Raw genomic sequence first — 14565 nt, forward strand, 5'->3', positions numbered from 1 at the left:
GGGCTGATAATATTGCTGCAGGGCGCTATTAATTTGGCAGTAATAATGGCTGTTCACTAAATTTTTGGTGCCACTGTTCAAACTGTCTGGCTGTCATCGCGCTGGCATAGAAAAAGCCCTGGCCATAATCGCAGTTTGCCTGTTGCATCAGGGTGTGTTGTTCAGCGGTTTCAATCCCTTCGGCGATCACTTTGATGCCCAGGGTATGCGCCATAACAATGATGGCGTTACACAGTACCAGATCATCAGAGTCGCCATGCAGGTTGCGCACAAAGGTGCGGTCAATTTTCAAATAGTCGATATCCATACGGCGCAGGTGCGCCAGTGAAGAGAAGCTGGTGCCGAAGTCATCCAGCCCGATCTGGATATTGGCGTCCCGTAACTGAACGAGTTTTTGCTGGGTGTCTGCGGAAGATTCCATCAGCAGGCTTTCGGTAATCTCTATGCTCAGCTCGGCATTGTTAAGTCCGGACTCACGGGCTATCGCTATCCAGCGGTCATGGGCCGGGCTCTGCGCGCTGTCTTCAAAATGGCTCGGGGATGCATTGATACAGATCTGTATCTGTGGGTTGAGTTGTTTGCGCCACTGTTTAACCTGCTGCAGCGCTTCGCGGAAAATCCAGTCGCCCAGTTCCTGAATAATGCCTCCCTGTTCGGCGGCCTGAATAAACTGGTGGGGGAACATCAACCCCTCGTCCGGATGATTCCAGCGGATCAGCGCTTCGGCTTTCACCACCGTCATGCTTTCCAGATCGATCACCGGCTGGTAGTAGAGCTGGAACTGGTGTTGTCTGATCGCTTCGCGCAGAGCGTTTATCAGCCGTGAGCGTTTCTGTGACAGGGTTTGCATACCCGCGGTAAAAAAGTGAAGTTTGCTGCGGCCCGCGGCTTTGGCGGCATACATCGCCTGGTCAGCATTTTTAATCAGTTGCTCTGCGTTGTCTGCATCCTGCGGGTAGAGCGTGGCGCCGATACTGGCAGAGATATAGCGCTGCTGGTTTTCCAGCATGAAGGGTTGTTTCAGTACGCTGAGGATCTTCTCGCCAACCTGCTCCACCTGTGAGCTGCTTTCTATCTGCGGCAGAATGATTGTGAACTCGTCGCCTCCCAGTCGGGAGATGGTGTCACTGCTGCGCACCAGGCTTTTAAATCGATCGGCCACTTCAATCAACAGCTGGTCTCCGACATTATGGCCCAGAGTATCGTTGATCTCCTTAAAACGGTCGAGATCGAGAAACAGGAGTGCCAGTGATGATTTTGAACGGGCCGCCAGGCGAATCTCCTGCGTTAACCGGTCCATAAACATCCTTCGGTTTGGCAGATTGGTCAGTGGGTCAAAATTTGCCTGGGTCCATATCAGCTCTTCAGTCCGTTTTTTCTCGGTGATATCAGAGAAGGTGGCGATCCGTTGATAGACCGTATTGTCGTCATTGAAGAGGGTGTTGATATTCAGCCAGGCGATGTAGATTGAACCATTCTTGTGACGGTTCCAGATCTCGCCCTGCCATTTGCCAGATTCGCTCAGGGTTCCCAGCATATCTTCGTAGAATGGACTTTTATGTACCCCTGAGCGCAGCAGAGCGGGGGAATGGCCAATCGCTTCCTCCGCCTGGTATCCGGTAATCTGTGTGAAAGCATTATTGACCTTAACAATCTTGCTGTCGGCATCGACGATCATAATCGCATCGTTGCTTTCAAATGCTGCCGCCGCCAGACGCAGTTGTTCGGTTTGCCTCTGTTGCTCGAAGTTCATATGGGTTCCGGCGATGCAGATAGGGTGGCTGTTTTTGCCAAATCTGATCGGTTTGCCGCGACACTTTATCCAGAGCCAGCGGTTGTCTTTGGTCAACAGCCTGAACTGAATCTCGGCGGTAAGGTTGTCCAGCACCTGGGGGAGGAAGTTGATGTAGAAACGCACCTGGTCTTCCGGGTGCATCAGCTTACGGAACAGCTGTCGGTTAAGATGAAACTCCTGATCTTGATAGCCGAGCATCTTGTAACACTGGCTGTCCCACTGAATCGAATCATTGGTCAGGTTCCAGCTCCACAAGCCGGTCTGAGTCGCCTCCATCGTCAGCCGGTAACGCTCCTCCGAGTCTCTGAGAGCCTGCTCATAGCGGTTATGATTTCGGTGGAGCTGATTGAATGCCCTGATCAGTTGCCCCACCTCATCATTGCTTTGCACTGTAAGGGTCTGCTCTGGAAGCTGTCCCTCAGCCATTTTACGAATATCACGGGTGGCATTGCGCAGCGGCGTCAGCAGTTTTCTTAACAGATAGGCGATCAGGCCCGCCATCATAAAGCTGATCAGCAGGATCACAACGATGATCGTTTCGGTGAGGATGTTAATGGACGACATCGCTTTACTCAGCGGGTAGGTACGGATCACAACCCAGCCCATCTTGTCTAGCATGGCGGAGGCATAGATGATCTGATTGCCCCGGCTGTCAGTGGTTATACCCGACGTTTCTCCAGCCTGGATCCGCTCAATACAGTCGCAGTGCTTCTCTTTTTTATAGCTTTCAAGTGGCACCCCTTTGAGTGTATCGGTTACATAGATCCCCAGATTCGGGTCTATCACCATCACCCGGCCGCCGTCGGTAAAAGAGATGCGGGATATCTCTTTAAGCAGGTTATCCTGAGCCAGCAGGTTGACACCGAAGATATAACCCAGCACCCGGCCTGAATCGGAGAGTATCGGTGTATTGATGGCAAACAACGGGCTTTTTAACCCCTTGCCCATCAGGGGCATGGTGATCACCGTTGATTTCAAACGGCGCGCTTTCTCCAGATGTTTACGGTCAGAATAATCGATGCCGGTGCGGTTGGGGATTGTTGGATAATCGACCAGTGATATACCCTCCCGGTTCAGTACGACAACCCCGCCATTAAACAGCGCGTGTAGCTGGGTATCCCGCTTCAGGGCTTCCTGCATTCTTTCATTTGGATGCAGCCGGTATCGGGAGTGCAGCAGATCAGTGAACTCTTCCAGGTAGGTGACCCGTTTTTGCAGGGCTGAATCCATCTGTCGGACCACCATGTCTACCATGGTTTGCTGCTGTTCTACCAGAAGTCTGATGGAGCCTTGTTGCAGGTAATTAAAAATGAGTAGCGCTGTGCCTCCGGCAGATAACAGAAAGCCTACCAGTGTCAGAATTAAAACCCGGTTATGCAGGGATGTGGGTAAAAAACGGCTAAGAACCATTCATGCATATCCATAAATTTAAACGATAAAACAAAGAGTCTGTATCAATAAGCAGGGTTAGAACAGAGTTAATTAGAGAGTCTCCAGCGCGTATGATTGATAATGGTTTGACGTTAAATACCTGATATCCCTTCAGCTTAGCCTAGTCAGGTTAAATATAAACGGCAAAGTGGTCAAAATGGTGATTGATCTTGCCAGTGTCTGAGACCCCGGTGGAGCATAGGAATCTTAACTCCAGGGGGGCAGCAGGCATATTTTACCGCCCGGCTTTCAGGTATTATTTCTGACTTTTGTTACGGGCCTGCGCTAGGGCCTTTGGATTCTGTAGATGCTGCGATTTTTTGAACGTCTGACCAACCCATATCCTGAGCCGGAACCCGGTCAGCCGCCTAAGGGGCTATACCGCTTCTGCCGTTATTATATGCGGGGGATGGAGTGGCCGCTGTTGCTGATGACACTGTGCTCTGCGCTGTTGGCGATGCTAGAGGTCTCGCTGTTTGGTTTTCTCGGTCAACTGGTGGATTGGCTGAGCAATAAGCAACCTGATACATTCTGGCAGGAGGAGGGGGATACTCTGACGCTGGTGGGCGTTGTGTTGCTGATCGGGCTGCCGCTGTTGGTGGTGCTCCATTCCCTGATCGTACATCAGGTGTTGCTGGGGAATTTTCCCATGTCGGTTCGCTGGCTGGCGCACCGCTATCTGTTACGTCAGAGTTTGTCATTTTACCAGAATGACTTTGCCGGGCGGATCGCCACCAAGGTGATGCAAACATCACTGGCGGTGCGGGAAGCCGTGATGAAACTGCTTGATGTCCTGGTTTATATCGCAGTGTATTTTCTCTCCATGCTGGTGCTGGTGGCACAGTCTGATCTGCGCCTGATGTTCCCGTTACTGGGCTGGCTGGTAGGTTACTGTCTGCTGATGTGGTATTTCGTGCCCCGTCTGAGGGATGTGTCAGCGATACAGGCAGATGCCCGCTCATCGATGACCGGGAGGATAGTCGATAGCTACACCAATATTTCCACCGTGAAACTGTTCTCTTACAGTCAGCGTGAGTCGGATTATGCCCGGGAAAGTATGGATGGTTTTCTGACCACGGTTTACCGGCAGATGCGTCTGGCCACCGGCCTTAATGTGACGGTGCAATGCCTCAACTATCTGTTGCTGTTCATCACCACCGCTGTGTCGATCTACCTGTGGAGTTTCAGCCTGGTGACGGTGGGGGCTATCGCTATCGCCATCAGCCTGGCTTTGCGTCTCAACGGTATGTCTCAGTGGATTATGTGGGAAGTGAGTATGCTGTTTGAGAATATAGGCACCGTCAATGATGGTATGAATACCCTGTCTCAGCCGCTTGATGTCACCGACCGCAGCGATGCAAAGCCTTTGGTTGTTGAGACGGGAGCGATCCGCTTTAACGATGTTTCATTTCACTACGATAAGCGTGAAGGGGTGATTGAACACCTGAATCTGGATATCAGACCCGGTGAAAAGGTCGGTTTGGTGGGGCGCTCAGGTGCGGGAAAATCCACTCTGGTTAATCTGTTATTACGCTTCCATGATCTGGCTGATGGGCAGATTCTGATTGATGGCCAGGATATCAGCAGGGTGCAGCAGGATAGTCTGCGGCATCAGATCGGCATGGTGACTCAGGATACCTCGCTGCTGCATCGCAGTGTGCGGGATAATATTCTCTACGGTCACCCGGATGCATCTGAGGCGCAGATGATCGATGCTGCCAGACGGGCAGAGGCGCATGAGTTTATACTTGGGTTGAGCGATCCTCAGGGGCGCACCGGTTATGATGCTCAGGTGGGTGAGCGGGGTGTGAAGCTGTCCGGGGGCCAGCGTCAGCGGATCGCGATTGCCCGGGTGATTCTGAAGGATGCGCCGATTCTGATTCTGGATGAAGCGACATCGGCACTGGATTCAGAGGTCGAAGCGGATATTCAGCGGGGCCTGTCCAATCTGATGCAGGGTAAAACCGTTATCGCTATCGCCCACCGGCTGTCCACAATCGCCGCAATGGACCGGCTGATTGTTCTGGACCAGGGGCGTATCGTAGAGCAGGGTAACCACCATCAACTGGTGCAACAGGGGGGGATCTATGCCCAGCTCTGGGCGCATCAGTCCGGTGGCTTTATCGGTATGGATACCTGAGTTTCGTTCACAGGTCCACAGCTCAATAACGTACCGTAGTACAGCGGGTAAAACCGCTTAATAAGGAGAATCCGGATGCATGTAATTTCATGGGGGTCACTCGCCTGGTGCGCTATTCCGGTGGTACTGATTGCGACTGTCTATACCCGCTGGTCAGGCAAGGCCTCCGAGGTGTTGTTGTCAGCGGCGCGGATGACATTGCAATTGATCGGCGTCGGCTATGTTCTGGTGGCGCTGTTTGAAAATCCCTCGCCCTGGATTACTGGCGGGGTGCTTGTTGTGATGATCTGTATCGCCAGCTGGATCGCACTGCGCCCGGTGAATCATCAGCGCAACTACCTTAAACCCACGCTGATCGCGCTGACCTGCTCGGCCGGATTACACCTGTTTATCTCACTGGTTCTGGTGATCGGTGTTGACAGCTGGTATGAGCCAAGAGTGATTATCCCGCTGGCAGGGATGTATTTTGCCAATACGATGAATGCGATCAGTCTGGCAACCGAACGCTATCATTCTGAACTGCAGGAAGGTAAACCGGAGCCAAAAGCGCGGCTGACCGCGTTTCAGGCGGCGATGATTCCGCAAATCAACAGTCTTCTGGCGGTGGGCCTGGTATCCCTGCCCGGGATGATGACTGGTCAGATCCTTTCCGGTGTGTCACCTTTGATCGCGGTACGCTACCAGATCATGATCATGACCATGGTGCTGGGTAGCGGAGGCTGCGGAGCGGCGCTGATGCTGTGGCAGCTGGGGCGCGCGGATCGGTCCGGGCGGCAGCGTGATAACGGTCCGGCCGATGCGGACCTGGTGGAGAATGACTTATGAATCAGCCGGCGCTGTTAATGACTACTCTATATACCCTGTTTGCCCTGTTGGCGTTTGCCGGGAATTCGGTGTTGTGCCGTCTGGCGCTGGGTGAGCAGAGTATCGATGCGGGCAGCTTTACGGTGATCCGTTTGCTGTCTGGGATCGCGGTACTGTCAACGCTCTGGTATCTGACACAGAAGCGCAAAGCCGAAACCGACCCGGGCCGAGGGCGGGGCAGCTGGACCGCCGCCCTGATGCTGTTTATTTATGCGTTGGGCTTTTCGTATGCCTATATCAGTCTCGATACCGGCACCGGTGCACTGATCCTGTTTGGCGCAGTGCAGATCACCATGATTATGGTGAGTCTGTTGCGGGGCACCCGCCTGGTGTGGGCTGAATGGTTGGGGCTGGCACTGGCGTTCAGCGGTTTTGTCTATCTGCTTAAACCGGCTATCAACACCCCATCCCTGTGGGGATTTGTGCTGATGACCGCGGCAGGCATTGCCTGGGGAATATACACCCTGAAGGGGCGGGGGTCGGTTAATCCGCTGGCCGATACTCACTTTAATTTTTTCCGCACCCTGCCGCTGGTTACGCTGACACTCCTCTTTACCCTGACACTCAGTAATGCTGTCATTACTGTCAATGGGGCGTTGCTGGCGATGCTTTCCGGAGCGATCGCTTCGGGCATCGGTTACGCTGCCTGGTACCGGGCACTCAGCGGTTTATCGGCAGTGCAGGCTGCGGTGCTACAGTTGCTGGTCCCGGTCATCGCGGCGGCCGGTGGCGTGGTGTTTACCGATGAACAGATCACTACTCGCCTGCTGATTGCGGCACTACTGGTGCTGGGAGGGATTTTTCTGGTGGTGGTCGGACGCTATTATCTGCTCGCGCGGCGCAGTTCGTCGGTCTGAGGAGGATGTTTTGAATTCACTGAATCTGTGTAGTGAGGAGTTTTACTGCTAATGGAGAGCCATCTGTTTGCCACTTTTCTGGTTGCCATTACTCTGTTAACCCTGACCCCGGGGGTTGATACCCTGGTGACTATCCGCAACAGCGCCCGGGGAGGGTGGCAGGATGGTTTCGCTACCAGTACCGGCATCTGCTGCGGGTTGTTCCTGCACGCAACCGTATCTGCGCTGGGAATTTCGGTCATCCTGTTGCAATCAGCCAACGCGTTTCAGTTTCTGAAGCTGATCGGTGCGGGGTATCTGATCTGGCTGGGATTCACCAGTCTGCGGGGGATCGTTCAGGGACACAGCGTATTCAGGCTCCCGGATACCGGCAGCAGACCCTTTGTGATCTGGCGCTCACTGAGAGAGGGTTTTTTGTCGAATGCCCTGAACCCTAAAACAGCGCTCTTTTATATGGCTTTTCTGCCCCAGTTTATTGATCCGCAGGGGAGCGCCCTGACGCAGTCGCTGTGGCTGGCGGCGATACATTTTGTCATTGCCATGCTGTGGCAGTGTTCGCTGGCGTTGGCGGTTAACAGCGCCCGTCACTGGCTACAGAGTCAATCGGTCAGTATTGGATTTAATGCGCTCAGTGGTTCGGTGTTGATCTATCTGGGTGCCCGGTTGGCACTCACGGAGAATTAAAATGGATATAAAACAGCTCTTTGGTATTGAACTGCCACTGATTCAGGCGCCGATGGCGGGCGCGCAGGACGCTGCACTGGCGATAGCGGTAAGTAACGCTGGAGGCTTGGGGTCACTGCCTTGCGCCATGTTAACCCCGGAGCAACTGCGGGCTGAACTGGAAACGATCAGGGCGGCAACCGATAAGCCGGTCAATCTGAACTTTTTTGCCCATACCCCTTCGGCTGTTGATCAAAAGCGGGAGCAACGGTGGCGTAACCAGTTGCAGCCCTATTATCGCGAATATGGCATCGATCCTGATAATATTTCCGCTGCACCAGGTCGTGCGCCTTTCAACAGTGAGATGGCGGCGGTTATCGAAGAATACCGTCCGTCGGTAGTCAGCTTTCACTTCGGTTTACCCTGCCCTGATCTGCTTGAGCGGGTGCGTCGTTGTGGTTGTAAAGTGATCTCCAGTGCAACCACCGTGGCCGAAGCCGTATGGCTGGAACAGCAGGGGGTCGACGCGGTGATTGCACAGGGTGTGGAAGCGGGAGGTCATCGGGGATTTTTTCTTAACCGGGATCTGAATAGTCAGACAGGCACTATGGCCCTGGTGCCACAGATTATCGCTGCCATTGGATTACCGGTGATTGCTGCCGGAGGTATCGCTGATCAACGTGGCATCCAGGGGGCGCTGGCGATGGGAGCTGCCGGAGTGCAGTTGGGAACGGTATTTCTGTTGTGTGATGAATCGCGGGTCAGCGAAATCCATCGGCAGGCTTTACGGGAACCCAGTACACCTACCGCGCTGACCAATATTTTTTCAGGAGGACCCGCCCGGGGCATTGTCAACCGGGTGATGGCCGAGTTAGGCCCTGTGGCACCGCAGGCGCCCGAGTTTCCGTTGGCTGCAGCATCAATCGCTCCTTTGCGGGCGGCGGCTGAACGGCAGGGGCTGGGGGACTTTTCACCTCTGTGGAGTGGGCAGAATCGTAGCGGCTGTCGTGCTGTTCCTGCTGCCGAGCTGATCGCTGAACTGTTCTGCCATTAGGCAGAGGGCGTGGCCAAACGGTTTGCCTGCAGCGTCGCTGACGGTATAAAATTTTATTCAGGGGTTGATATCCTATTTCTCACCCCCAGATTAAAAATATTCCACTAATCTAGGCCTCTGTCAGCAGCGCTGTTCACGTCTTTAACACTTGAGGTCTGAACAATGCAGATTGCTGACAAAAAAATTGTCCTGATACACTACACCCTGAAAAACCTGGATGATGAGGTGATGGATTCCTCGGAGGGTGCAGAGCCTTTGGCGTACCTGCATGGTACCGGCAGTATCGTTCCCGGCCTGGAAAAAGAGCTGGCGGGCAAAAAAGCCGGCGATAAGATCAATGTTGAGGTTGCCCCTGAAGAGGGTTACGGCGAGCTGAATCCTGAACTGATTCAGGAAGTTGACCGTGCTGCGTTTGAAGGGGTCGATAATATTGAAGTGGGCATGCGCTTTATGGCGCAGACTGCCTGGGGTCAGCAGCCGGTTGTGGTAACTGCTGTCAGCGATGAGACGGTGGTTGTTGATGGCAACCATCCGCTGGCTGACCAGACGCTGAAGTTTGATGTCGAAGTTGTTGAAGTGCGTGATGCCACTGAAGAAGAGCTGGAACATGGGCACGCTCATGGTGAAGGCGGGCACCACCACTGATTTAACTGATTAACAACAGTAACACCCGATTAAAAGGCGCTCAGCGCCTTTTTTTATTGTCTGGACTTGCTTACGTGTGTAGTTCTACCCGTGAATGAGGCGCTGGCAATGGTGATTTTGGGCACTTTTTGCTTTTGAGTCATCGATTATTTCCCCCGTTGCTGTATATATAATGGATAGGATGTTTACCCAGCCAAAGGAAGAGTGAGTCCCGATGCGAGACCAGATTGAAGCGGTGATTAAAGCGGTATCCAGTGTTCTTTATGGGAAGCAGGAGCAGATCAAGCTTGCCCTGACCTGTATTTTCAGTCAGGGGCATCTGCTGATTGAGGACCTGCCGGGGATGGGTAAAACAACCCTGGCCCACGCGCTGGCTAAAGTGCTGGGGCTGGACTATCAGCGCTTGCAGTTTACCAGTGATATGTTGCCGGCTGATATTCTCGGCGTGACGATTTTTGATCCTTCCAGCAACCGTTTTCAGTTTCATCCCGGGCCGGTATTTACTCAGTTATTGCTGGCTGATGAGGTCAATCGTACCACTCCCAAAACCCAGTCTGCACTGCTGGAAGCGATGGAGGAAAGACGGGTCAGTCTGGATGGGCAGACCCATCCGTTGCCATCCCCCTTTTTTGTTATCGCAACACAAAACCCGGTAACTCAGCAGGGGACATTCCCGTTGCCTGAATCTCAGCTGGATCGCTTTCTGATGCGGATAGAACTGGGCTATCCCGATGCCCGGGCCGAGCGGGAACTGCTGCGCGGTGGCGATCCCCGGGAGCGCCTGCAAACACTGGCGGCAGTGATATCCGCGGCAGAGTTAGAGCAGATAACCCAGGCTTGCAGCGCGGTTAAAGTGTCTGACAGCATTCTGGATTATCTGCAGCGGCTGATCGCCTATAGTCGCCAGGCGCCGGAGTTTAGTTTTGGTATCTCTCCGCGGGGCGCTTTAGCACTCCTCAGCGCAAGTCGAAGCTGGGCCTATATTGATGGGCGGGATTATGTACTGCCTGAGGATCTGCAGCAGTTGCTCGGGCCGGTTACCGGTCATCGCTTACGGGCGGCAGAAGATATCGGAGGCTTTGGTGCCAACGCCCTGATTCAGCAACTGCTGAGTCAGGTTGATGTGGTAGGCTGACTATCAACTATGCTACCTGAGTTGAGGTGTGAAAGTTGACCGGATCTATACGACAACGATTGGGACGGGCTGTGATTGACTGGAGCCTGCGCCGCAGTCCCCGATTAAAACAGCTGACCCTGAGTCAGCGGCGTATCTATATCATGCCCTCGCAGGCAGGAGCCGTGTTCCTGATGTTGTTGCTGGTGATGCTGATACTGGCGATTAACTTTCAGAACAATCTGATGTTTGCTGTCACTTTTCTGCTGGCCAGCCTGTTCGTGGTAACTATCCTGCACACCTATGCCAATCTCTCCGGACTGACGATTCAGTTTGTCCGGGGTCACCCCTGCTTTTTAGGGGAACAGGCCGCTTTCGATCTGACGCTGACTGCGAGGGGGACGCGGCAGTACGAGAGTATTCAGTTACGTTTGCGCGAAGGGGAGGGAGCCGCTATTGATCTGGTTGAGGATCGACAGCGCAGTCTGACCCTGTATCAGAATACTCATCGTCGGGGTTATCTGCCGGCCGATGCTCTGTTGATTGAAACGTTTTATCCGCTGGGGCTTTTCAGAGCCTGGACCTGGTTGCAGGTCGATCTTAAAAGCCTGGTCTACCCACGTCCCGTCGAGGGGGGGCAGTTGCCCGATATGCATGATGCGGCAGGGGGCGATCAGCAATCACCGCATCTGGCCGAGCGCCCCGGGGGGGAGGAGTTTACCGGACTGGAGCAATATCAGGCCGGCATGTCGCTGAAACGGGTGGCCTGGAAAAACTATGCCCGGGGGCAGGGGATGCACGCCAAGCAGTATGTCGAACTGAGTGATAATCGCAGATGGTTAAGTTGGGAATTGTGGCCTGAGTTGTCTGGCGAAGCCCGCCTCTCCCGTCTGACATGGTGGGCGTTGCAGTTGCATCGACGGGGTGAGGAGTATGGGCTGCGATTACCCGGTATCGAGATCCGTCCTGACCGGGGAGAATCACACCGGGTCAGAGTGCTGGAAGCGCTGGCCTGTTTCGGTCTGGACAGCCCGGTTGAGCTTCAGGAGAGCCGCCCGTGAAACCGCTCTTTCAACTGACCCGCAGCAGTATGATCTGGTTGTTGGTGAGTATTCTGATGGTGACAGCTCCCTATGCCACGGTGGTTCCCGGCTGGTTGTTTCTGCTGGCGGTCCTGACCGTAGGCTGGCGCCTGATGGTACATAGCGGGCGCTGGAACTTCCCCCATTGGAGCATACGTCTGGTGCTGCTCTTGCTGGTGCTGGTGGGACTGCTGTTTGAACTGCGCTCGGGGTCGGCGATGGTGATCACCGTCAGCCTTCTGGTGGCGGCTTTTCTGCTCAAACTGACCGAGATGTATCGCCGCCGGGATGCGCTGGTGGTGCTCTATGTGGCGCTTCTGCTGATCGTTTGCAGCTTTCTGTTTTTTCAGTCGATACCGATGGCGTTTTATTGTCTGTTATCGCTGGTGGTTGTCACAGCCTGTCTGAACACTGTCTATCGTAGTCAGCAGAACAGTGATATCTGGCGGCCATTGAAACGCTCCGCCGTGCTTTATATGCAGGCGCTGCCGATGATGCTGGTGCTGTTTGTTATTTTCCCCCGAATGGGGCCGCTCTGGCAGGTGGATCTGAATACCGGACAGAGTTTTACCGGTCTTTCTGATTCGCTTTCACCTGGTGATGTCAGCCGCCTGACCCGGTCAGCGGACATCGCTTTCAGAGCCCGCTTTGACGGTGATTTACCACCAGAGAATCAGCGTTACTGGCGGGGTCTGACCTACGACCGCTTTGATGGCCGGCGCTGGAGCCGTACTGAATTGCAACAGGAGAGTCAAACATCCTTGCTGACTCAGTTCAATAGTGCTTACCAGGACTATCGTTACCAGATCGTCATGGAAGCCACCGGGCAGCAGTGGCGTTATGGGCTGGATGTGCCACTAAGCTTTCCAGCGACGATGAGTCGCCTCAGTGATCTGACCCTGCAGGGCGGGGAGCCCCTGATGCAACGCACACAATATTCGTTGGTGTCCCGCTCTGCTCCTGTGCGGGAGCCGTTGGCGGATGGCCACTATCTCCGCTATCTGCAACTGCCTGAAAATGGTAATGAACGTGCCCGGCAACTGGCGTTGAGATGGGCATCCGAACAGCCTGGGGTGCAAGCCTTTACGGCACAGATGCTGACCTTCTTTGCCAGGGATTTTCGTTATACTCTGGAACCGCCTCTGCTATCGGGACGTGATTCTGTCGATCAGTTTCTGTTTCAGACACGGCAGGGATTTTGTGGTCACTTTGCCAGTGCCGGAGCCTTTCTGTTGCGGGCTGCTGGCATCCCTGCCCGGGTGGTTGGAGGCTATCTGGGGGGGGAGATGAATCCGCTGGATGGTGCTCTCAGTGTGCGGCAGTACGAGGCCCATGCATGGCTTGAGTACTGGGATAGCGAGGACCTGAGCTGGCACCGGCTGGATCCCACCTCGGTGGTGGCACCCCTGCGGCTGGAACAGTCCGCAGCGCAGTTGTTCAGTTCGGAGCCATCATTTCTGGCCGATTCGATGTTGATGCGCACCGGTTTCCTGAGTGGTTCGCTGTTAAAACAGCTGAGGCTGCGTTATGAGGCGCTGAACTATGGCTGGCACCGTTGGGTGCTGAATTTTCATGAGCATCAGACCGGTTTTTTACGGCAGTTACTTGGCGAGATCTCCGTAATCAGAATACTATTACTGATTCTGGTGCCGGGAGGGTTGGTATTGCTGGCGGTTGCGGGCAGCTTATTTATCCGTCGGGGACCGCGTAAAGATCCACTGTTTTTAGCATTACAACGGCTGGATAAGCATTTGAAACAACGGGGTATGCAGCGTCTTTGTGGCGAGACTCCGGGACAGTTTTTTTCCCGGTTGGGGCAGGTGTTTCCTTCACTTTCGGATGAATTTACTGCACTCTCCCGCTGTTATGAACAGATCAGTTACGCGGAAAATTCTGATCCGCAGCTGCAGCAACAGTTCCGGCAACTGATAAATCGTTGCTGTACACAGATCCCTCAGTCATAACTCTGTCTGATAAGCCTGAAAGGTTGTTATATCACCGGATTCGTCATTTCAGACAGGTGCACACAAAAACTTGCGGAGAGACGCATTTGATACCCGATTATACTCTGCGGCGCAGTTCCCGGCGGCGCACCATCGAAATTCAGGTTCGTCCGGACAGTGTCAGAGTGTTAGCTCCAATCCGGGTGGCGCAGTCCCGAATTAACCAGTTGGTCGCCGAAAAGAGTGACTGGATTGCCACCCGCCAGCAGGAGCTGAGGTTACGGTTACCGATCTCCCCTCAACCGGTGGTACTGGAGCAGGGCAGTGAGCTGCGCTGGCTGGGTGAGCCTGTGATGCTGAAACTGGCAACCGAAAAGCCTGAGACCGCTGTTAACCTGAGTGCGGGGATTATTGAGCTATCGCTTTCCCGACGCATCCGTAAACCGCAGGCTGAAGTGGTACCGGAGCAACTGGAGCGTTGGTACCGGGAGCAGGCGCAGCACTACTTCCAGCAGCGGGTAGCTGAGTGGAGTGAGCTGATGAAACTATCACCCACCGCCATCGTGGTGCGTAGCTATAAACGCAAGTGGGGCTGCTGTAACAGTCGTGGTGTGGTCAGTTTTAATTGGTTGCTGATGATGGCGCCAGTGAGGATTATCGACTACGTTATTGTTCATGAGCTGAGTCACTTGAAACAGATGAATCACTCCCCACGATTCTGGCAGGAAGTTAACCGGTTTTACCCGGATTATGCTGAAGCGAAAGCCTGGTTAAATAGTCATGGCGCGGGTTTGTGCTGGCCTCCAGTCGGAGCCCGTCCCGATCGGTTGTAACTCAGCCAGTTTATTGACCGGTGATAATCTTTGATAACGAGAATTTTGATATTAAAGTTCAGGATTCAATGAAACTCAGGTAGTAGAACTTTGGTGTGACAAAATAATCCTTTAGTCTCTATCTCTCTGTTAATGATGATAATT

11 protein-coding genes are annotated in these 14565 nt (G+C 53.9%); 10 read left to right on the plus strand and 1 reads right to left on the minus strand.

Annotation, left to right across the window (positions count from 1 at the left end; genetic code table 11):
* Positions 1 to 28: 28 nt before the first annotated feature.
* A complete protein-coding gene (locus tag OCU43_RS09120) occupies positions 29 to 3205 on the minus strand; it encodes an EAL domain-containing protein (protein ID WP_091353726.1) in 3177 nt (1058 codons plus the stop codon).
* A gap of 328 nt (positions 3206 to 3533) precedes the next feature.
* Between OCU43_RS09120 and OCU43_RS09125 the strand changes: the two genes are divergently transcribed.
* The 10 genes from OCU43_RS09125 (at position 3534) to OCU43_RS09170 (ending at position 14421) form a co-directional block, all read left to right on the plus strand.
* Positions 3534 to 5366 carry an ABC transporter ATP-binding protein gene (locus OCU43_RS09125; protein WP_091353729.1) on the plus strand — a complete coding sequence of 611 codons (1833 nt, stop codon included), beginning with the start codon at positions 3534 to 3536 and terminating at the stop codon, positions 5364 to 5366.
* A gap of 75 nt (positions 5367 to 5441) precedes the next feature.
* Positions 5442 to 6191 (plus strand): ABC transporter permease, encoded by a 750-nt coding sequence (locus OCU43_RS09130; RefSeq protein ID WP_091353732.1) that lies wholly within the window; start codon positions 5442 to 5444, stop codon positions 6189 to 6191.
* A 17-nt stretch (positions 6192 to 6208) separates the two neighbouring features.
* Positions 6209 to 7087, plus strand: coding sequence for a DMT family transporter (locus tag OCU43_RS09135; RefSeq protein ID WP_245756482.1), 879 nt, complete (start codon positions 6209 to 6211; stop codon positions 7085 to 7087).
* Between the two features lie 51 nt (positions 7088 to 7138).
* Positions 7139 to 7771, plus strand: coding sequence for a LysE family translocator (locus OCU43_RS09140; RefSeq protein WP_091353738.1), 633 nt, complete (start codon positions 7139 to 7141; stop codon positions 7769 to 7771).
* A 1-nt stretch (position 7772) separates the two neighbouring features.
* Positions 7773 to 8804 carry an NAD(P)H-dependent flavin oxidoreductase gene (locus OCU43_RS09145; protein WP_091353741.1) on the plus strand — a complete coding sequence of 344 codons (1032 nt, stop codon included), beginning with the start codon at positions 7773 to 7775 and terminating at the stop codon, positions 8802 to 8804.
* A gap of 162 nt (positions 8805 to 8966) precedes the next feature.
* Complete coding sequence (locus OCU43_RS09150; RefSeq protein ID WP_091353744.1) at positions 8967 to 9449, plus strand: FKBP-type peptidyl-prolyl cis-trans isomerase; 483 nt, start codon at positions 8967 to 8969, stop codon at positions 9447 to 9449.
* A gap of 214 nt (positions 9450 to 9663) precedes the next feature.
* Positions 9664 to 10584 (plus strand): AAA family ATPase, encoded by a 921-nt coding sequence (locus OCU43_RS09155; protein ID WP_091353747.1) that lies wholly within the window; start codon positions 9664 to 9666, stop codon positions 10582 to 10584.
* A 35-nt stretch (positions 10585 to 10619) separates the two neighbouring features.
* Positions 10620 to 11624 carry a DUF58 domain-containing protein gene (locus OCU43_RS09160; RefSeq protein WP_091353750.1) on the plus strand — a complete coding sequence of 335 codons (1005 nt, stop codon included), beginning with the start codon at positions 10620 to 10622 and terminating at the stop codon, positions 11622 to 11624.
* Entirely contained in the window at positions 11621 to 13609 is a 1989-nt protein-coding gene (locus OCU43_RS09165; RefSeq protein WP_091353754.1) for a transglutaminase TgpA family protein, read from the plus strand. Before OCU43_RS09160 ends, OCU43_RS09165 begins: the two co-directional genes overlap by 4 nt.
* Positions 13610 to 13695: 86 nt before the next feature.
* A complete protein-coding gene (locus OCU43_RS09170; RefSeq protein WP_175483424.1) occupies positions 13696 to 14421 on the plus strand; it encodes a M48 family metallopeptidase in 726 nt (241 codons plus the stop codon).
* The last annotated feature ends 144 nt before the right edge of the window (positions 14422 to 14565 follow it).

The organism is Amphritea atlantica, assembly GCF_024347255.1.
In the GTDB taxonomy this organism is placed as follows: Bacteria; Pseudomonadota; Gammaproteobacteria; order Pseudomonadales; family Balneatricaceae; genus Amphritea; species Amphritea atlantica.

Bases quoted from the DNA above. Each gene is read 5' to 3' on its own strand.
- OCU43_RS09120 (WP_091353726.1), bottom strand. From the start codon at position 3,205: ATGGTTCTTAGCCGTTTTTTACCCACATCCCTGCATAACCGGGTTTTA.
- OCU43_RS09125 (WP_091353729.1), top strand. From the start codon at position 3,534: ATGCTGCGATTTTTTGAACGTCTGACCAACCCATATCCTGAGCCGGAA.
- OCU43_RS09130 (WP_091353732.1), top strand. From the start codon at position 5,442: ATGCATGTAATTTCATGGGGGTCACTCGCCTGGTGCGCTATTCCGGTG.
- OCU43_RS09135 (WP_245756482.1), top strand. From the start codon at position 6,209: ATGACTACTCTATATACCCTGTTTGCCCTGTTGGCGTTTGCCGGGAAT.
- OCU43_RS09140 (WP_091353738.1), top strand. From the start codon at position 7,139: ATGGAGAGCCATCTGTTTGCCACTTTTCTGGTTGCCATTACTCTGTTA.
- OCU43_RS09145 (WP_091353741.1), top strand. From the start codon at position 7,773: ATGGATATAAAACAGCTCTTTGGTATTGAACTGCCACTGATTCAGGCG.
- OCU43_RS09150 (WP_091353744.1), top strand. From the start codon at position 8,967: ATGCAGATTGCTGACAAAAAAATTGTCCTGATACACTACACCCTGAAA.
- OCU43_RS09155 (WP_091353747.1), top strand. From the start codon at position 9,664: ATGCGAGACCAGATTGAAGCGGTGATTAAAGCGGTATCCAGTGTTCTT.